We start from the raw sequence: 18,526 nt of genomic DNA on the forward strand, positions 1-18,526 counted from the left end.
GGCGTGTCGCTCGAAGAGATCTTTCGCGCCCCGGAAGTGGGGCCTGTGCGGTTCGCGGAGTTCGGTGCCTGGGTGGTCACGCGATACTCCGATGTGGACAGAGTGCTGACCGACCACTCGACGTTCTCGTCGGACGAGCTGCGGTACAGCACCGGGCCGATCCCGCACCGCGACAACCCCTTGCTGCGCGGCATGCTGGCCACCGATCCGCCCCGACATCGTGAGCTGAGGCGGTCCGTGAGCAAGTTGTTCACACCGCGTGCCGTCGCCGCGCTGGAACCGGCGATCACGGCGCGGGTCGAGGCTCTCGCCGGAGGATCCGAGCTGAACCTGGTGCAGGACTTCGCCTATCCGTTGACGCTGCACACGATCACGGACCTGCTGGGTGTGCCGATGTCACCGCACTTCGTGCGGTGGACCGAGGCGATCACGTCGTTCTTCGGCACGTTCACCGCGGACGACACCGAGTTCCGGCTGGCGTTGGAGGAGATGCGCGCCTTCTTCGGTGACGACCGGGTCGACCTGTTCACGTTGCTGCTGATCAACGGCCACGAGACCACCAAGACCCTGCTGGTGAACGCGATGCTGTGCCTGGTCTCGCACCCGAAGCCCGTGGATCTCGCGCTGGCCGTGGAGGAAGTGCTCAGGTACCTGCCACCGACGGGCGGCACTGATCGGTTCGTCACCACGCCGACGACGTTGGGCGGCGTCGAACTCCAACCGGGGCAACGAGTCGTCGCGATGATCTCCGCAGCCAACCGGGACCCCGCTGTGTTCGCCGACCCGCACACTTTCAACCCTGGCCGGACGAACAACCCGCACCTGTCGTTCGGGCACGGCATCCACTTCTGCCTGGGCACGCATCTGGCGCGGCTGGAGGTCAGGATCGCCTTGGAGGCCTTGCTCAGGAAGCGGTGGCGGATCGCGGACTTGGAGACCCGCCGGACGCCGGTCGGGATGGACGTGCTGGAGCTGAAGCTGCACGCCTGAGTGTCAAGAACGTACAAGACCTGAGGCTCGCAGCCACGAAGTATCGGCGCATGTCCGAACAGCGCGCGTATGTGTACCTGGCGATCACGATGGCCCTCTTCGGGTCCGCCTTCACCAGTTCGAAGGTGATCGTCGGCGAGATGCCCCACGGAGTCGCGGCGGCGCTCCGCTTCGGTGGTGCGGCGGTGGTCCTCGTCGTGATGCTGCTGCTGCGTCCGGCCACGGGGTCGTTCGCGTGGCGGGACCTCGTGCGTGCGGGTTCGGTCGGCCTGATCGGCGTGTTCGCGTACAACATCCTGTTCTTCTGGGCGATCTCACTCGCACCCGCGGTCGACGGCAGCGTGATCGTCCCGGTGCTGAGCCCGGTGCTCACGACGTTCTTCTTCCTGCTCACGGGCAGGGAAGCCGCCACGTCGCGCAGGATCACCGGCCTCACCGTCGGTGTTGCCGGAGCGGTCGTGTTCTTCGCAGGCATCGGCACGACCGGGTTCACGGGCGCGCGGCTGCTCGGCGACGTCCTGTACCTGGGCTGCGCGGCGTGCTGGGCCGCCTACAGCATCACGTCGAAGAAGGTCCTGGCCGGAATGGATCCCTTGCGCGCCACCACCTACGCCTCCGGTGTCGGCGCACTCGGCCTGGTCGTGATCGGCGTTCCGCAGTTCCCGGACACCGACTGGGCCGCGGTGTCCACTACGAGCTGGGCGAACCTCGTGTTCCTCGCGGTCGGGCCAACCGCGCTGGCGTACCTCTTCTACTACCGAGCGTTGAAGGCGGTGAGCCCGGTGACCGCGACCGTCACGATGTTCGCGGTGCCGGTGTTCGGAACCGTCTTCTCGGTCGCGTTCCTGGGGGAGACTTTCACCGTGGTCCAGCTCGTCGGTGCCGTCGTGACGATCGCCGGTGCGCTGCTCGCCGTCACGCAGAAGGAGAAGGTGGAAGGTGTCCGTTCTGGAGTTGCTGCGTGAACGCAGGCGGCAGGGCAGCACGCCGGGTCAGCGCACTGACGGCGCACGCCTGGCGTTGCTGATCGAGGGCGGGAGCTCGCGCGGCGCGTACTCGAGCGGGATGGCCGTCGCGATCGAACAGCTCGGCCTGCTGCCGCTGTTCGACGCCGTCTACGGCAGCTCGGCGGGGTCTCTCAACGGCGCCTGGCTGCTGTGCGGGCGTGCCGAGAAGACGATGCACGCGTGGTGGGACCCGCGAGTCATGCGGACGACCATCAACCCGTTGCGCGCGTTCAGCCGTCAGCCGGTCGTGGACACGCGGCACCTCGTCCACACCATCTACACCGAGGTCATGCCGATGGGATTCCAGGACATTCTGGACAATCCCGTCGAGTTCCACCCGATCGCCACGGACGCGCTCACGGGTGGGGCGACCGATCTACACACGAAGATCCACGACGTGCCGAGCCTGCAGACCGCGTTGCGCGCCTCCACCGCTATGCCGTTGCTCGCCGGGCCGCCTGTGGTGATCGACGGTCATCCTTACGTCGACGCCGGGTTGAGCGAGATGGTCGGCGTGCGGTCTGCCTTGGCTCAGCAGGCCACGCACCTCGTCGCGTTGCGCACCACGCGGGAGGACGAGCTTCCGACCGGGCCGTCTCGTGGCGAACGGGTCGTGTTGTCGCGCTGGTTCGCCCGACACGCGCCGGGCGTTGTGCAGACGTGGTTGCGCCGCAAGGAACTCCGCGTCGAGGAAGAGGAGCTGCTGGCGACGCATCCCGCGTGCGTGCAGATCAGGCCGCCGCTGGGAAGCCTGGCGGTCGGACGTACGGAACGGCGCCCCGAGGTGATGCGCGCGGTCGTGGACACGGGTATTCGGGCGGCGATGGACTCGTTGGCGTCGACAGTTCTGGAGTCGCGATGACCGGCGTGCTACCTTAACGCAACAACCTGTTGCGAATTGGAGGCCGACGGTGGCGGGTCGTCCGCGGGATCCCGATCTCGAACAGCGGTTGCTGACGACCGCGTGGTCGCTGCTGACCGAGCACGGTTACGACGCGCTGGCGTTGTCGCAGGTCGCGGCCCAGGCGGAGGCCCACAGGACGGACGTGTACCGCCGCTGGCCGAGCAAGGTGCGGCTGGTGGCGGACGTGCTCGACCAGTTCCTGCCGCCCGTGCCCGACGTCGACACCGGGACGCTGCTGGGCGACCTCAAGGCGTTCGTGGAAGACCTGGCCGGGGCCTGGGACCAGCCGTGGAACGACGGCCTGATCGGTTTCCTGTCCGATCTGCGGCGCGACGACGAAGCCGAACGGACGTTCCGCGCGCTCGTCGTGCGGCGGTCGCAGCCGTTGGTCGACGCGATCGCGCGGGCGGTGCGGCGCGGTGAGATCGAGGACGTGCCCGAGCTGCCGCTGGTCGGAAACCTGCTGGAAGGGCCGTTGATGCACCGCCGGATGTTCGGCGGGCAGCCGATGACTCCGGCCGAGCTGGACGTGGTGACGCAGTCAGTGCACCGGCTGCTCACCGGAACGGCGGTGAAGTCGTGAACCTGCACGAGCTCACCGCGGCGCAGCAGCTGAGGTCGTTGCGCGCCAAGGAAGTCAGCTCTCGTGAGCTGACCGAGCACTACCTGGCGCGAATCGACCGGCTGGACGCCGACCTCGGCGCGTTCATCACCGTCACGGCTGAGCACGCGCTCGAAGAAGCGGATCGCGCCGACCAACGGCTGGCCGCGGGTGACCGGTCGGCGTTGCTCGGTCTGCCGCTGGGGATCAAGGATCTCGCTGCCACCCAGGGCATTCGCACGACGTTCGGGTCGGCGGCGATGGCGGAGTTCGTGCCGGGTGAGGACTCCTGGACGGTCGGACTGCTGCGGCAGGCGGGCGCTGTGGTCGTCGGCAAGACGAACACGCCGGAGTTCGGGTCGACCTGCTTCACCGAGAACGACGTCATGCCAAGGCCCGCGGTCACGCCTTATGCGACCGATCGCTATTCGAGTGGATCGAGCGGCGGTGCGGCCACGGCGGTCGCGGCCGGACTCCTGCCCGTCGCGCATGCCAGTGATGGCGCGGGATCGATTCGCACGCCCGCGTCGACCTGCCACCTCGTCGGCGTGAAGCCGAGTCGTGGCCTGGTCAGTTCGGCGCCGGCGACGTCGTTCCTCGTCGCGTCCACGGAAGGGCCGATCGCGCGCACGGTCGAGGACGCCGCGCTGCTGCTGGACGTGATGGCGAGCCCGGCACCCGGTGACATCTACGGCTGGAGCCAGGGGAGCAGCTTCACCGCCGCGCTCGGGCTGCGCAGGTCGTTGAAGATCGCGATGTGGACCGACACAGGGTTCGACCAAGCCGATCCGCAGTCGGTGCTGGCGGTCCAGCGCACGGCGAAGCTGCTGGAAGAGATCGGGCACGAGGTGCGGGAGATTCCGCTGCCCGCCCGGTGGGACGAGCCGGCGCGCAAGGCGATGGTCGACTGGTTCGCGTACTCGGTGGGCGCGGCGGTGCAGGCGATGATGCTGACGGATCGCATCAACCTCCTGTCGTCGTACTCGCAGCAGCTGCTCACGATGAACGACGCGTTGTCCGCCGGCGATGTCGTGACGGCGCAAGCGGTGCTCGCCCGCTATGCCAGCACGTTCCTGGCGGCCGTTGACGACTACGACGTCGTGCTCACTCCCACGACCAACGGTGGGCCGGTTCCCGTCGGCTACTACGGGGGCGACGAGGCCGAGCGGATGCTGCGCTGGTCCTGCCACACGCCGTGGGTGAACCTCGCCGGCGTGCCCGCCGTGTCGCTTCCGTCGCATGTGGACGATGACGGGCTGCCGCACGGAGTCCACCTCGTCGGCCGCAACCGGCGGGACGCCGACCTGCTCGCCCTGGCCGCGCACCTGGAAAGCACGGCGCTGTGGGACTCGATTCACCCGCCTTGCTGGGATCAGTAATGCTCACCGAGACGACAGTCGCGTTGCCGGACGGGCGGAACCTGCACGCGGTCGTGGCGGGCACGGAAGGGCCGTTGGTCGTGTTCGAGGCCGGGATGAGCGCGCCAGGCTCGTCGTGGAGACACACGCAGCGCGAGGTGAGCGCGCGCTACCGGACGTTGTCCTACGACCGCGCGGGATACGGCGGGAGCGACGACGACCTGCACGACCGCACGCTCGAACGGATCGTCGACGACCTGACGGCGTTGCTGGACGCGTTGGGGGAGAAGGATCCCGTGGTGCTCGTCGGGCACAGCTGGGGCGGGCCGATCATCCGGCTCTTCGCGGATCGGGCGCCGGAGCGCGTGGCGGGCATGGTGTTCGTCGACGCGACGCTCGCCGAGGTGATGTCGTCGAAGAACGCCAAGATCGCGGCTCGTTTCTTCGCGCTGATGGGCTTGGTCGCGCGGTTCGGCGGCAAGGGACTGATCAAGAAGGCGACGTTCCGCAACGGCATCTCGCCCGAGATCAGCGAGGCCGACCTGGCGATCATGACCCGCGACTACGCCAGCCCGCGGGCGATGAGGGCGGGGAGCAGGGAAGCTCGGCAGATCGAGGCGGCACTGCCCGTGCTGCGGCGGTTGCAGGCCGTGGGCACGCCCGATGTGCCGACGGTGTGCCTGCAGGCAGGGCTGGTCGAGCGCGGGATGGCCGAGTGGCGGCCCAAGTTCAACCAGTGGGCGGCCGACCTGATGGCCGCTGTTCCACGCGGGAAGATGATCGTCGTCGAGGAGGCGGGGCACCTCATTCCGCAGGAGTCGCCGGCTGTGGTGCGCGAAACCGTCTTCGGAGTCGTTGAACAGCTATTTTGACCGGATGGACTTCGACGAGTACCGGAAACACGACGCCACCGGGCTGGCGCAGCTCGTTGCGGCGAAACAGGTGTCCGCGGCCGAGTTGCTGGCCGTGGCACGGGAGCGTGCGGCGGAGGTCAACCCGCGGCTCAACGCGATCGTCCGCGACATCCCGGCTGAGCCTTCCGGTGAGGAGACCGGACCGTTCGCCGGGGTGCCGTTCCTGATCAAGGACCTCGGCCAGGACTACGCGGGCCTGCCGACGTCGAACGGCTCGCGCTCGCTGTCCCGGCACCCCGTCGCCGAGCACTCGACGGTCGTCCAGCGCTGGCTCGACGCGGGCTTGGTGATCTTCGGCAAGACGAACCTGCCGGAGTTCGGCGCCAAGGCCATCAGCGAGTCGGTCGTGTGGGGACCGGCGCGCAACCCGTGGGACCTCACGCGCACTCCCGGTGGCTCGTCCGGTGGGTCCGCCGCGGCGGTGGCTGCCGGGATCGTGCCGTGCGCCGGAGCGAACGACGGCGGTGGCTCGACCCGGATTCCGGCGGCGTGCTGCGGGCTCGTCGGGTTGAAGCCGGGGCGAGGGCTCACGCCGTTCGGGCCGGAGACCGCCGAGATGATGCACGGTGCGGCGGTGCAGGGTGTGGTGTCGCGGACCGTGCGCGACACGGCGGCGATGCTCGACGTGATCTGCGGCGGGGAGTTCGCCGGGCCGTACTCGCCCGCGCTGCCGTCCGAGTCGTTCTTGTCGAACGTCGGGGTGGCGCCGGGGAAGTTGCGGATCGGCGTGCGGGTGCCGTCGGCGATCAACCCCAAGCCGCACGACGAGGCGTACGCGGCGGTCGCCAGTGCCGTCCGGGTGCTGACCGATCTCGGGCACGAGGTCGAGGAGCTGCCCGAGGCGCCGTTCGACGACGCCGCTCTGGCCCGCGACTTCCTGTTGACGTGGTTCGTGAACCTGGCGTGGAAGGTGGCCGACGCCAAGCGGGTGTCCGGGGCGCCGGACGTCGCGTTCGAGCGCGACACGCTGCTGATGGCCGCGCTGGGACGGGCCACGAGTCCGGTCGACTACGTGGACGCCGTCCAGCGCCGGCACGAACACACTCGTCGTTTGAGCAAGTTCTTCGAGTCCTACGACCTGTTGCTGACGCCTTCTCTCGCGACTCCGCCGCCCAAGGTCGGCGCGTTCGACCTGCCGATGTCGTTGCAGCGGGCGACGGACGTGCTGCTGAAGACGCGCACGGCCCGGTTGTTGCGCTACACGTCGATCCTCGACGACATGATCTCCGACAACCTCGGCTGGGTGCCGTACACGCAGCTCGCGAACATCACCGGGCGGCCCGCGATCTCGTTGCCGTTGCACTGGACCGCGGACGGGCTGCCGCTGGGCGTCCAGTTCGTCGCGCCGCTGGCCGGTGAGTCGCTGTTGCTGCGGCTGGCCTCGCAGCTCGAGGAAGCGCTGCCGTGGGCGGATCGGGTGGCTCTCATTCGCTGAGGAAGCGCAGCAGCTCCGCGGAGACGAACTGCGGGTTCTCCTCAGCGAGCCAGTGTCCTGCGTGCGGAACGTCCGTCGCGCGCACGATGTTCGTCATCCGCGGGGCTGCTGTCGCTTTGATCGCTTCGGCTTGGCCTTGTGCGGCCATGATCAGGGTCGGGGCGTGGACCGGTGCCGCTTTCTCGTTGTCCTGCACGTCTTTCGGCAGCGTTCGGTACAGGTCGAAGCCGCCCTTCAACGCTTCCGGCTTGCTGTAAGTGCGCGCGAACTCGTCGACTTCCTGTTCACTGAAAGGAGACTTGGTGTTCGTGCCGCCGAACGCGCTGCCGTTGAAGGAAACCTGCGGGTAGAACAGGTCGAGGTAGTCGCGGACGTCGTTGCCCACCACCGCTTCGGGAACCTGCGGCTGCATGTGGAAAGCGATGTGCCAGCTCAGGTTCCGGTACGTCGCGGCGCTGACGATCGGTCCGGGTAGCGGCAGGTCGAGGTAGCCGAGCTTCTTGGTGTCCGCGGGGAACTTGCTGGCGTACTGGAACGCGACCGCGGCGCCGAGGTCGTGGCCGATGATCGCCGCGTTCTGCAGGTCGAGCTTCTTGGTGAGCGTGTGGACGTATCGGGCGAGGGTGGCCTTGTCGTACGCGGTCGGTGAGCCGGTGCTGTCGCCGAGGCCGGGCAGGTCGAGGGCGTAGACGGTGTGCTTCTCGGCGAGCGCGGGCATGATCGGCGCCCAGCCGTACCAGGTCTGGGGCCAGCCGTGGATCAGCACGACCGGCGTGCCGCTGCCGCCGGTGACGTAGTGCATGCGCACGCCGTCGACGTCGGTGTATTCGTGCCGGAACCCTTCGAGCTCTGCTTCGGCTTGTGCGGAGCAGGCCGTGATCAGCAGGAGAAGTGCCACTAGGACGCGTTTCATGGGCTCAGCGTCGCTCGGTCGTGCTGGATCTGGCACGAAAACTTGCCGGTCTGGCAAGATGGCGGCCGTGAACCGCGAAACGGAAGAAGTCCTGGACGGGGTGGGCGCTCGGCTGCGGACGTTGCGGCGTCATCGCGGCATCACGCTGGCCGACCTGGCGACGACGACCGGCATCTCGGAAAGCACGCTGTCCAGGCTGGAGAGTGGGCAGCGGCGAGCGACCTTGGAATTGTTGCTTCCCTTGGCGCGCACCTACAACGTGCCGTTGGACGACCTCGTCGGCGCCCCGCGGACCGGTGATCCGCGCATCCACCTGAAGCCGATCCACAAGTTCGGGATGACGTTCGTGCCGTTGTCCCGGCGGCCGGGCGGGGTGCAGTCGTTCAAGATGCTGATTCCCGCTTCAAAGCAACCGCTGGAGCCGACTCTCCAGACGCACGACGGGTTCGAGTGGCTCTACGTCCTCAATGGACAGCTGCGGCTGGTGCTCGACGACCTCGACCTGGTGGTGCCGCCGGGGGAGGCCGCCGAGTTCGACACGTCGTTGCCGCACTGGCTGGGCAGCGCGGACGGTGGCGCGGTCGAGCTGCTGGTCCTGTTCGACCCGCAGGGAGTGCGCACGCACGTCCACGCTGCTAACGCCGGTTCGTGACGATCACGCCGGTCAGCGCGACCAGCGCGGTGATGACGCCGAAGCCGATCGCCGTGGAGGCGACGCCGACGATCCCGATGACCACGCCCGCGATGATCGCGGACAGGCCCATCGCGAGGTATCCGGCCAGGTAGATGGCGGTGAAGATGCCCGCGCGCTGGTGCGGTGCGACCTCGGGCACGAGACCGCGGGTGGCGCCGGCGAAGGACGCGCCGATGCCGGCTCCCGCGATCAGCGAGGCGGCCCAGAGCAGCGTCAGCGAGTGCATCCCGATGCTGGCGACGAACAGGATCGCGCCGACCGTCATCGCGCTGGTGCCGGCGAGCCTCAAACGCTGTGGCTTGATGCCGCTCGTGGTCGCCGACAGCGCGGTTCCCGCTGCGAACGCGACGAACGCGGCCAGCGAGCCGACGACCGGGCTGTGCACCTTGAACACGGCCACCAGCACGACCGGGATGAGTCCCAGGAACAGCGTCATGAAGAAGAACGAGCTGATGATCCCGGGCAGAGCCGACGCGAACAGCCCTCGGACCTGAACGGGCAGCGTCACCTGGGGCTTCAGCGACGCGAGCGCGCCCGGCTTGCGGCTCACGGTCTCCGGCGTGAACAGGGTGAAGACCGTTCCGGCGGCCATCACGACGACCAGCACCAGCCACACGGCGAACGCGGGCTCGGACGCGAACTCGGCGAGCACGCCGGCGAACAGCGCGCCGATGCCGAGACCGGCGAGCGGGGCCATCGAGGTCATCATCGCGCCGAGCTTCTTGTGCTTCTCCGGCGCGAGCTCCACCACGGCGGCGCTGAGTGAGCTCGACGCGGCGCCCGTCGCGACTCCCTGGATCACGCGGGCGACGATGAGCCAGCCGATGCCTGGCGCGAACAGGAACACCAGCATCGCGACCAGTTCGAGGGCCAGCGAGGCGATCATCAGCGGCCTGCGCCCGATGTGGTCGGACAGCGAGCCGATCACCAGGATCGCGACCAGCAGCGCGAGCGCGTAGACGCCGAACGCGAGGGTCAGCAGCCACGACGGGAAGCCCCATTCGTGCTGGTAGATGGGCCACAGCGGGGTCGGGGCACCGGCCGCGACGAGGATCGCGACCATCGCCGCCGAGATTCCCGCGAAGGCGACGGTGCGAGGCAGGTGGGTCCGCGCTGGGCGGTCGAGTGCAGTGGTCATGCCGAGTACGGTAACCATCGTACTTCGTCTTTGCAAGTACACATTGTTTAAGCAAGCTTGCTATGATGTCTGCATGAAGCGACGCGACTTCGGTCAGTACTGCGGTCTCGCCAGGGCACTGGAACTGGTGGGCGAGCGCTGGGCGTTGCTGATCGTCCGCGACCTGACCGTGCGCCCCCGCCGGTACACGGACCTGCAGGCGGGGCTGCCGGGAATCCCGACGAACGTGCTGGCCACGCGCCTGAAGGAGCTCGAACAGGCCGGTGTCGTGGAGCGCCGGGTCGCCCCGTCGCCGCAACGGGGCGTCGTCTACGCGCTGACCCCGATCGGCCAGGAGCTGGAGCCCGCGATCCTCGCACTGGGCCGGTGGGGTTCCAAGCAGCTCGGAGACCCGCAGCCGGGCGACCACGTGAGCGCCGAGGGTGTGACGTTGAACCTGCGTGCCGCCTTCAAGCCAGATGAAGCTGTCGGCGTGACGGCGTCGTTCGAGATCCACGCGCGCGAGATCGTGCTGCACGCGGTGCTGGTCGACGGCAAGCTCGAGTCCGGTGTCGGTGCTCTCCCCGGCAAGCCCGACCTGAAGATCACGGCCGAGATCACCGACGACGACCTGGCTTCGTACCGGGCGATCATCCGGGCGGCGAAGTCCGGGCACGTCGACCTCGAGGGCGACCAGAAGCTGCTGGCGACCTTCCTGCGGGTGTTCACCACCCCGCGCGCATAACCTCGCGCGCCGCGAACATGGGTGTTGCCACGGATGGACACGTGGCGGGCCCACCCGTCAGCCTGCAAGGGCGTGGCGGGAAGTGATTGCGGAGAGGCGGCGCGCGTGTCGTTGTTCGGGCGGATCTTCCTGCTCAACGCCCTGGTTCTGGTGATAGCGGCGGCGTTGCTCGTGTTCGGGCCGGCGACCGTCTCCACCCCCGCGCTGCTGGGCGAGGTGCTGGTGCTCGCGGCCGGGCTCGTGGTGATGCTGATCGCCAACGCGGTGCTGATCCGCGTGGGCTTGGCACCGCTGGGACGCCTCACCCGTGCCATGACGACCATCGACCTGCTCAAGCCGGGTCCTCGCCTGACCGCGCGCGGGCACGGCGAGATCGCGGAGCTGATCACCACGTTCAACAGCATGATCGACCGGCTGGAGGCCGAACGCGGTTACAGCGCGGCCCGTGCGTTGTCCGCGCAGGAGGCCGAACGTCGTCGCGTGGCGCAGGAGCTGCACGACGAGGTGGGGCAGTCGCTGACGGCGGTGTTGCTCGGGTTGAAACGCGTGGCGGACCAGTCCGATGGCCCGATGCGCGAGGAACTGCTGCAGGCGCAGGAGACCACTCGCTCCACATTGGACGAGATCCGTCGCATCGCCCGCCGGTTGCGGCCGGGTGTGCTGGAGGAGCTCGGGCTCGTCAGCGCGTTGAAGGCGCTGGTGGCGGAGATCTCCGAACCGGCGGGGCTCACCGTGCGGCGTTCGTTCGACAAGGACCTGCCCGCGCTGGACGCCGAGACCGAGCTCGTGGTGTACCGCGTGGCGCAGGAGGGTCTGACGAACACGGTCCGGCACGCGTCGGCCGACACGATCGATCTGTCGTTGCGCGGTCGTCCATCCTCTGTGGAGCTTCTGCTGCGGGACAACGGGCGGGGAATCGGTGCGTCGGCGGAAGGTGCGGGGATTCGGGGCATGCGGGAACGCGCTCTGCTCGTCGGGGCTGATCTCTCGGTCGGTGCTGCCGATGGCGGCGGCACCGAGGTCCGGCTCGTGGTGGAGGCGCGCGGATGACCGTGCGCATTCTGCTGGCCGACGACCACGCGCTGGTGCGTCGCGGTGTGCGGCTGATCCTCGACAACGAGCCCGACCTGACCGTGGTGGCGGAGGCGGGCGACGGGGCCGAGGCGATCGCCGTGGCCCGTGCCGAGCAGCCCGACCTGGCGATCCTGGACATCGCGATGCCGCGGATGACCGGGTTGCAGGCCGCGCGGGAGCTGTCCAGGGTGCTGCCGGACCTGCGGATCCTGATGCTGACGATGTACGACAACGAGCAGTACTTCTTCGAGGCGTTGAAGGCCGGGGCATCCGGGTACGTGCTGAAGTCCGTCGCCGACCGCGACCTGGTGGAGGCGTGCCGGGCGGCGATGCGCGGCGAGGCGTTCCTCTATCCGGGCGCGATGAACTCGTTGATCCGTCACCACCTCGACCACGCCCGCGCGATCACCGACCGCGAGGAGGAGATCCTCAAGCTCGTCGCGGAAGGCCATTCCTCCAAGGAGATCGCCGACCTGCTGGTGATCAGCGTCAAGACCGTGGAGCGCCACCGGGCCAACCTGCTGCAGAAACTCGGCCTCAAAGACCGCCTCGAACTCACCCGGTACGCGATCCGCGCCGGGCTCATCGAACCCTAGGAAGCTTTGCGTGAACGTCGAAGTGACGCCCCTGCCGGGCATAGGTGTGCGGCAGGACTTCTCCCTCCGCTCCGGCCGCCGGATCGGCGTGATCTCCTACCGCGACGGCAAGTTCGAGCTGATCCTGTCCAAACAGGACGACCCGGACGCCACCGCGGCCTCGATCCCGCTGTCCCCGGAGGAAGCCGGCGCGCTGGCGGGACTCCTCGGCGCACCTCAGCTCGTCACGCAGCTGTCCAAGCAACACCGCGACATCACCGGTATCACCACGCGCCAACTCCCGGTCACGGCGTTCGCCCATCGGACTTTGGGCGACACGGCACTGCGCACCCGCACCGGCGCGTCGATCGTCGCCGTGCTGCGGGCGGGGAACGCCCACCCGTCGCCAGGCCCCGAGTTCCTGTTCGAGAACGGCGATCTCGCGGTCGTCGTCGGCACCGCGGAAGGGCTTGATGCCGCCGCGGACATCCTGACGGGCGGCTGAGGCGTGCACGACACGACGATCGCCCTGATCCAACTGGGTGCGGTCTTCTTCGGGCTGGGGTTGTTAGGACGCCTGGCCTGGAGATTCGGCATCTCGCCCATCCCGCTGTACCTGGTGGGAGGGCTGGCTTTCGGTGAGGGCGGGCTCGTCCCGTTGCACGGCATCTCGGAGTTCACGCATCTCGCCAGCGAGATCGGCGTGGTGCTGCTGTTGTTGTTGCTGGGACTGGAGTATTCCGCGTCCGAGCTGACCACGGGTCTGCGCAAGTCGTGGATGGCCGGGCTGCTGGACATCGTGCTGAACGCGGCTCCGGGCGCGGTGGTCGCGTTGCTGCTGGGCTGGGGACCTGTTGGGGCACTGGCGATGGCCGGCGTCACCTACATCTCGTCGTCCGGGATCGTGGCCAAGGTGCTCGGTGATCTCGGACGGCTGGGCAACCGCGAGACGCCCGTCGTGCTGTCGGTGCTGGTGTTCGAGGACCTGGCGATGGCGGTCTACCTGCCGGTGCTGACCGCCGTGCTCGCCGGGGTGAGCTTCCTCGGCGGACTGACGTCGGTCGGGATCTCGTTGCTCGCGATCACCGTGGTTCTGGTGGTGGCGTTGAAGTACGGACGGATCATCTCGGCCGTGGTGGACAGTCCGGACCACGAGGTGTTCCTGCTCAAGCTGCTCGGGTCGGCTTTGTTGGTCGCCGGTATCGCTTCCGAGCTCCAGGTTTCCGCTGCTGTCGGGGCGTTCCTGCTCGGCATCGCGATCTCCGGGTCCACCGCGGAGAACGCGACCCGGTTGCTGGAGCCGTTGCGCGACCTGTTCGCCGCGATGTTCTTCGTGGTGTTCGGGTTGAACACCGACCCGCGGACGATTCCGCCGGTGCTGGGGATGGCCGTGCTGCTGGCCGTCGTGACGACGCTGACCAAGGTGGCGACCGGGTGGTGGGCGGCCCGGCGGCAGGGGATCGGGAAGATGGGCCGTGCTCGGGCCGGTGCCGCGCTGGTGGCGCGGGGTGAGTTCTCGATCGTGATCGCCGGGTTGGCGGTCGCTTCCGGGCAGGTGAGTTCGGAGCTGGCCGCGTTGGCGACGGCGTACGTGTTGCTGATGGCGATCATCGGGCCGATCGCGGCTCGCTATGTGGAACCGGTCGGGGAGTTCTTCGCGCGCAGGCGGGCGACCGTTCGGTGAGGGTGCCCGGCTTCCTGCTCGCGTTGCTGCTGGTGTTCGTGGGCACCAGCGCGCGTCAGGACGTCGATTCCTCTGCTTCGGGGCTGAACGCGTCTGTCTCCGTCGTGCACGTGCTTTCCGTGCCGTCGCCGGACGCCTGCTGGGCGTTGTGCCGTGCGGGTTCGGGGCCGGGCCCGTCGTTTCACCGCGGATTCGCCGCCGCTGTCCGTTCGCCTCACGTCGAGGCGACCTCGTCAGGTCCTCGGTCGAGTCGGGCGCCGCCGTTCGCGGCTGCTTCCGACTTCCGTGCATCCCTGACCTGAGGACCTTTTGACATGTCGATCGTCGTGCTGGTGTTGCTGCTCGCGTCCGTCCTTTTCGGAATCGGCGCGCTCGGGGCGATGGTGGTGAGGAAGGAACCGTTCTACGGAGTGGTCGGCCTGCTCACCATCTGCATCCCGAGCTCGTTGCTGGCGTTCGCCTACGTCGCTGTCGCCTGATCGCGTGCCTGGGCGAGCTGGGCGATTCCCAGCTCGGCCAGGTCCTGCGGCCTGAGCCGCAACTGGTCCGCGGTGGCTTGGGCTTGGGACGGGTCGCGTTTCAGGATCGCCGTCGCCAGCTCCGGGGAGATCACCGCGAGGTAGCTGTCCGGGGTGGCCCACAAGCGGTCCGGTGCCGCGAACGCCAGTGCGCCACCGGATCCACCTTCGCCGATCAGCAGTGTCGTGACGGGCACGCGGGCGGAGGCGATCGCGGTGAACATGTCCGCGATGGCCGCGCCGACACCTGCCTTCTCGGCGGCCGCGTCGTTGGCCGCGCCCGGTGTGTCCACGAGTGTGAGCACCGGGATTTGCAGTCGGTCGGCCAGTTTGACGAGCCTTGCCGCCGTGCGGAATCCGGCAGGGCGCGTGGCGGTGCCGCATTGTGCGGCGTACGCGATGGTCGTGCCGTTGCGGTGTCCGAACCCGCACAGGACGCCGGAGTCGACGCCGCCCGCGCGGTCTCCGCTGATCGGTTCGTGCCAGTCGAAGTAGGCGGCGAGGTAGGCCGCTGCTCGCGGACGGCCTGGTGCGCGGGCCCGCTGAACCGCTTCCCAACCGGTTGCCGGGAGGTCGGTTCGCCCCAGTGCTCTCGGTACTTCGGCGGTGGTGGCGGGTGTGGTGACCAGTCTCAGCCAGCGTTGCAGGCGGGTTGGGAGCTCGTCCGGTGGTACGAGTTGGTCGACCAGGCCGGCGGCGAACTGGTGCGTCACCGAGTAACCCGGTGGGCGCACCCGGGATCCGGCGAACCCGACCTGGGCGCCGCGCAGGCCGAGCACGACGTCCGCGCCCGCGCCGAGGGTGGCCCAGCCGCCGCCGGTCGTCGGGTCGCGCAGGACAGCGATGTGGGGGAGACCCGCCTCTCGCGTGAGGGCGAGCTGGCGGGCGATTCGTTGCAACTGAAGGAGGGCGGGGGTGCCTTCCTGCATGCGGCTGCCGCCGGTCATGACGAGCGAGACCGCGGGGAGGCGGTTGGCTCGCGCGTGTTCGAAGGCCTGCTCGATCAGCGTGCCGGTGCGGGTGCCCAGTGAGCCGCCGAAGAAGCCGAACTCGAACGCGATGACGACAGTGGTGATGCCGCCGACTTTCGCTGTGCCGCAGACGACGGACTCGTGCTCGCCTGTTCGTTCGGTGGCACGAGCTCGTTGATCGCCGTAGCCGGGCCAGTCGACTGGCCCGTTGCCGAGGTCCGTGGTTGTGTCGGGCAGTTCGGTGAACTCCGTGGCCAGGCAGGAGATGAGCTCACGTCCGGAGTGCACGTTTCATCACCTTGCCCATGTCGTTGCGCGGCAACGACTCGACGAACCGCACCAGCCGCGGCCGTTTGTGCGGGGTGAGCAGCCTGGCCACGTGATCGACGAGGTCTTCGGCGTCGGGCGTCGTTCCGGCCGGCACCACCCAGGCGATGATCCGCTCGCCGAGGTCGTCGTCGGGCTCGCCGGTCACCGCGACTTCACGGACGGCGGGGTGTTCGAGCAGGGCGTTCTCGATCTCGCCCGCGCCGATCTTGTAGCCGCCGCTCTTGATGATGTCGGTGGCCTTGCGCCCGACGATCCGGTAGTAGCCGTCGGGGTCGCGCGTGCCGACGTCGCCGGTGCGGAACCAGCCTTGGTCGAACGCCTCCGCGGTGGCGTCCGGGCGGTTCAGGTACTCGGTGAACAGGTTCGGGCCGCGGACCTGGATCTCGCCGGTTTCGGTGGTTTCCCCGCCGTTGTCGTCGACGAGCCGCACCTCGACGCCCGGCAACGGCACGCCGACGGTGCCGGGGCGGCGGTCTCCGTCGGCCCGAACGCTGGTGTTCATCAGCGTCTCGGTCATGCCGTAGCGCTCGACGACGCGTTGCCCGGTCGCGTCGGCGATGCGTTCGTGGTCGCGGGTCGGGAGCGCCGCCGAACCCGAGACCAGAAGTCGCGCCTGGCCCAGGGCGTTGGAGAGGTCCGCGTTGTCCTGGACCTCCTCGGCGATGCGGTGGTACATCGTCGGCACACCGAACAACATCGTGCCGTCGCCCTTCAGCGCCTTGGAGACCTCGTCGGTGGAGAACCTGCCGAGGTGGTGCAGCGTGCCGCCCCTGCGCAACGGACCGAGCACACCGAGGATCAGACCGTGCACGTGGAACAACGGCAGCGCGTGCACCAGCACGTCCTTCGAGGTCCACTCCCAGGCCTCGGCGACAGCGTCCAATGTGGACACGATCGCGCGGCGCGGCAGCACGACGCCCTTGGGTGATCCGGTCGTGCCCGAGGTGTAGACGATCAACGCCGGTGCTTCGGGCGCGGGTTCCGGCAGTGGTTCTGTTGCGGAGCCGTTGAGCGTCACATCCCGGCGTGGCACGGAGTCGAGGCCTGCGGGGAGCTGCGTCCCGGGCGCCGCGAGGACGTTGGCAGGGGCGCTGTCCGCCACGATGTGCGCGAGCTCGCGTTCGCCGACCTTCGGGTTGAGCGGCACGGCCGGCACTCCGGCTTTGAGGGCGGCGACTACCGCCACGCAGGTCTCGATCGTCGGCGTGGCCCAGACCGCGACTGTCGGCAGCCCTTGGAGCTGATGGGCGAGGGCGTTCGAGCAGTTCGCCAGCTCGGTGTGGGTCAGCGTGCGATCTTTGAAGCGGAGAGCGACTTCGTCTGAGGACAAGGGAAACATCAGGGGCTCACCAGATTCCGGGGACGACGAGGGCGAGCCAGACCAACGGCGGTGCCGCCGCGACCATGATCCCGCCGTAGACCATGAGCTGCTTGAAGAACTTGTCGCGGTCGACGTCCTGCGCCCCCGCCAGCACCAGCGCGCCGTTGGTGGAGAACGGACTGACGTCGACCACCGTCGCCGACACCGCGAGTGCCGCGATGAGACCGACCGCGCTGACGTCACCGCGCAGCAGGAACGGCACGGCGAGCGGGATGAGCGCGCCCATGATGCCGACCGACGAGGCGAACGCGGACACGATCGCGCCGATGTAGCAGATCAGCAGCGCGGCGAGCAGGGGAGCGCCGACGCCGGCCACCGAGTCGCCCGCCCACTTGATCGTGCCCATGGTCTGCAGGACGGCGACGTAGGTGAGGATGCCGCAGATCAGCAGCACGGTCGGCCAGGTGATCTGGGTGATCGCCTGCTTGCTCTGCTCCGGCCAGACGACGCTGAGCAGCACGGCGACGGTGATCGCGGCGAGGCCGACGTCGAGGTCGAACACGAGGGCGGCGACGACGAGCGCGGCCAGTCCGGCGAGGGTCGCGATGCGGGGCGCGGCGAGGGAGACGCGCTCGTCTGTTGGATCGCTTCCGGTCGTTGTGTCGCTTCCGCCACCGGTACCTCCACTGGTGGCGTGGGCGAGGGCGTGGACCTCGAGCGGTTGCCGGGCGAGCTTCATGCCGCCGAGCACCACGAACACCACGGCCGCGATCAGCAGGTTCACCACGGCGCTGGCCAGGAACAGCACGATCTCGTTGCCCGGCAGGCCCTCTTTGGCGACGATGCCGTTCACGATCGTGCCGTAGATGCTGATGGGCGAGAACCCGCCGGCCTGCGCGCCGTGCACGACCATCACGCCCATCAGGAGTGGGCTGATCTTGTACTTGGCGGCGAAACCCATGGCGATCGGTGCCACGATGGCGACGGCGGCCGGGCTCACCGCGCCGATCGCGGTGAGGACGCCGGTGATCGCGAACATGACCCACGGCATCAAGGCGATTCGGCCGCCTACCAGCCTGATCGCCAGGTGCACGAGCCAGTCGGTGGTGCCGTTGGCGCGGGCGATGGCGAACAGGAAGGTGACGCCGACCAGGACGACGAACAGCGAGCCGGGGAAGCCTTTGAAGATGTCGTCGGTCTTCATGTCCGCGACCAGCGTGCCGACCCCGAAGGCGGCAGCGAAGGCGAGCGCACCCATGTTGATCGACCTGGTCGTGGCGATGACGAACACCACGACCAGCACGAGTATCGAGATCAGTTCCGGGGACATGCAGGGCTCCCGTCGTTGGGCGATCCCAGAGGTGGATTGGTGGCC

The 18,526-nt window shown here is 68.7% G+C and carries 20 protein-coding genes; 15 read left to right on the forward strand and 5 right to left on the reverse strand.

What is annotated here, in order from left to right; translation table 11 throughout:
- The first annotated feature begins 3 nt into the window (after nucleotides 1–3).
- The 7 genes from AB0M24_RS00270 to AB0M24_RS00300 are packed head-to-tail and all read left to right on the forward strand — an operon-like array spanning nucleotide 4 to nucleotide 7,209.
- Nucleotides 4–990 carry a cytochrome P450 gene (locus AB0M24_RS00270; RefSeq protein WP_363758584.1) on the forward strand — a complete coding sequence of 329 codons (987 nt, stop codon included), beginning with the start codon at nucleotides 4–6 and terminating at the stop codon, nucleotides 988–990.
- 50 nt (nucleotides 991–1,040) lie between these two features.
- Complete coding sequence (locus AB0M24_RS00275; protein ID WP_363758587.1) at nucleotides 1,041–1,955, forward strand: DMT family transporter; 915 nt, start codon at nucleotides 1,041–1,043, stop codon at nucleotides 1,953–1,955.
- A complete protein-coding gene (locus AB0M24_RS00280) occupies nucleotides 1,930–2,859 on the forward strand; it encodes a patatin-like phospholipase family protein (RefSeq protein WP_363758590.1) in 930 nt (309 codons plus the stop codon). Before AB0M24_RS00275 ends, AB0M24_RS00280 begins: the two co-directional genes overlap by 26 nt.
- Before the next feature lie 49 nt (nucleotides 2,860–2,908).
- Nucleotides 2,909–3,484, forward strand: a complete 576-nt coding sequence (locus AB0M24_RS00285) for a TetR/AcrR family transcriptional regulator (RefSeq protein ID WP_363758593.1) — start codon at nucleotides 2,909–2,911, stop codon at nucleotides 3,482–3,484.
- The gene (locus AB0M24_RS00290; RefSeq protein WP_363758596.1) at nucleotides 3,481–4,881 is read left to right on the forward strand and encodes an amidase; all 1,401 of its coding nucleotides are present in this window, start codon (nucleotides 3,481–3,483) and stop codon (nucleotides 4,879–4,881) included. Before AB0M24_RS00285 ends, AB0M24_RS00290 begins: the two co-directional genes overlap by 4 nt.
- The gene (locus AB0M24_RS00295; RefSeq protein ID WP_363758599.1) at nucleotides 4,881–5,732 is read left to right on the forward strand and encodes an alpha/beta hydrolase; all 852 of its coding nucleotides are present in this window, start codon (nucleotides 4,881–4,883) and stop codon (nucleotides 5,730–5,732) included. Before AB0M24_RS00290 ends, AB0M24_RS00295 begins: the two co-directional genes overlap by 1 nt.
- A 4-nt stretch (nucleotides 5,733–5,736) precedes the next feature.
- Nucleotides 5,737–7,209, forward strand: a complete 1,473-nt coding sequence (locus tag AB0M24_RS00300) for an amidase family protein (protein ID WP_363758602.1) — start codon at nucleotides 5,737–5,739, stop codon at nucleotides 7,207–7,209.
- On the opposite strand, the gene AB0M24_RS00305 is transcribed toward AB0M24_RS00300, so the two are convergent.
- On the reverse strand, nucleotides 7,199–8,122 hold the full coding sequence (locus AB0M24_RS00305; RefSeq protein ID WP_363758605.1) for an alpha/beta hydrolase: 924 nt from the start codon (nucleotides 8,120–8,122) through the stop codon (nucleotides 7,199–7,201). The genes AB0M24_RS00300 and AB0M24_RS00305 overlap by 11 nt on opposite strands.
- Before the next feature lie 67 nt (nucleotides 8,123–8,189).
- Between AB0M24_RS00305 and AB0M24_RS00310 the strand changes: the two genes are divergently transcribed.
- Nucleotides 8,190–8,774 (forward strand): XRE family transcriptional regulator, encoded by a 585-nt coding sequence (locus AB0M24_RS00310; RefSeq protein ID WP_363758608.1) that lies wholly within the window; start codon nucleotides 8,190–8,192, stop codon nucleotides 8,772–8,774.
- Here the strand turns inward: AB0M24_RS00310 and AB0M24_RS00315 are convergent.
- Entirely contained in the window at nucleotides 8,758–9,954 is a 1,197-nt protein-coding gene (locus AB0M24_RS00315; RefSeq protein ID WP_363758611.1) for an MFS transporter, read from the reverse strand. The two genes, AB0M24_RS00310 and AB0M24_RS00315, sit on opposite strands and share 17 nt — an antisense overlap.
- A gap of 73 nt (nucleotides 9,955–10,027) precedes the next feature.
- Between AB0M24_RS00315 and AB0M24_RS00320 the strand changes: the two genes are divergently transcribed.
- From AB0M24_RS00320 to AB0M24_RS00350, 7 genes are all read left to right on the forward strand, one after another.
- Complete coding sequence (locus AB0M24_RS00320; protein WP_363758614.1) at nucleotides 10,028–10,678, forward strand: helix-turn-helix domain-containing protein; 651 nt, start codon at nucleotides 10,028–10,030, stop codon at nucleotides 10,676–10,678.
- Between the two features lie 72 nt (nucleotides 10,679–10,750).
- Complete coding sequence (locus AB0M24_RS00325) at nucleotides 10,751–11,728, forward strand: sensor histidine kinase (protein ID WP_363758617.1); 978 nt, start codon at nucleotides 10,751–10,753, stop codon at nucleotides 11,726–11,728.
- Entirely contained in the window at nucleotides 11,725–12,348 is a 624-nt protein-coding gene (locus AB0M24_RS00330; RefSeq protein WP_363758620.1) for a response regulator transcription factor, read from the forward strand. The genes AB0M24_RS00325 and AB0M24_RS00330 overlap by 4 nt, the downstream gene beginning before the upstream one ends.
- Nucleotides 12,349–12,358: 10 nt before the next feature.
- Complete coding sequence (locus tag AB0M24_RS00335) at nucleotides 12,359–12,832, forward strand: TrkA C-terminal domain-containing protein (RefSeq protein WP_363758623.1); 474 nt, start codon at nucleotides 12,359–12,361, stop codon at nucleotides 12,830–12,832.
- 3 nt (nucleotides 12,833–12,835) lie between these two features.
- The gene (locus tag AB0M24_RS00340) at nucleotides 12,836–14,011 is read left to right on the forward strand and encodes a cation:proton antiporter (protein WP_363758626.1); all 1,176 of its coding nucleotides are present in this window, start codon (nucleotides 12,836–12,838) and stop codon (nucleotides 14,009–14,011) included.
- A complete protein-coding gene (locus AB0M24_RS00345; protein WP_363758629.1) occupies nucleotides 14,008–14,313 on the forward strand; it encodes a hypothetical protein in 306 nt (101 codons plus the stop codon). Before AB0M24_RS00340 ends, AB0M24_RS00345 begins: the two co-directional genes overlap by 4 nt.
- 12 nt (nucleotides 14,314–14,325) lie before the next feature.
- Complete coding sequence (locus AB0M24_RS00350) at nucleotides 14,326–14,490, forward strand: hypothetical protein (RefSeq protein WP_363758632.1); 165 nt, start codon at nucleotides 14,326–14,328, stop codon at nucleotides 14,488–14,490.
- Here the strand turns inward: AB0M24_RS00350 and AB0M24_RS00355 are convergent.
- From AB0M24_RS00355 to AB0M24_RS00365, 3 genes are read right to left on the reverse strand one after another with little or no spacing between them, the layout of a single operon-like run.
- Complete coding sequence (locus AB0M24_RS00355; RefSeq protein ID WP_363758635.1) at nucleotides 14,472–15,788, reverse strand: carboxyl transferase domain-containing protein; 1,317 nt, start codon at nucleotides 15,786–15,788, stop codon at nucleotides 14,472–14,474. The genes AB0M24_RS00350 and AB0M24_RS00355 overlap by 19 nt on opposite strands.
- A complete protein-coding gene (locus AB0M24_RS00360; protein ID WP_363758639.1) occupies nucleotides 15,772–17,169 on the reverse strand; it encodes an acyl-CoA synthetase in 1,398 nt (465 codons plus the stop codon). The genes AB0M24_RS00355 and AB0M24_RS00360 overlap by 17 nt, the downstream gene beginning before the upstream one ends.
- Nucleotides 17,170–17,176: 7 nt before the next feature.
- On the reverse strand, nucleotides 17,177–18,481 hold the full coding sequence (locus tag AB0M24_RS00365) for an SLC13 family permease (RefSeq protein WP_363758642.1): 1,305 nt from the start codon (nucleotides 18,479–18,481) through the stop codon (nucleotides 17,177–17,179).
- Nucleotides 18,482–18,526: the final 45 nt, after the last annotated feature.

The organism is Lentzea sp. NPDC051838, from assembly GCF_040681245.1.
Taxonomy (GTDB): Bacteria; Actinomycetota; Actinomycetes; order Mycobacteriales; family Pseudonocardiaceae; genus Lentzea.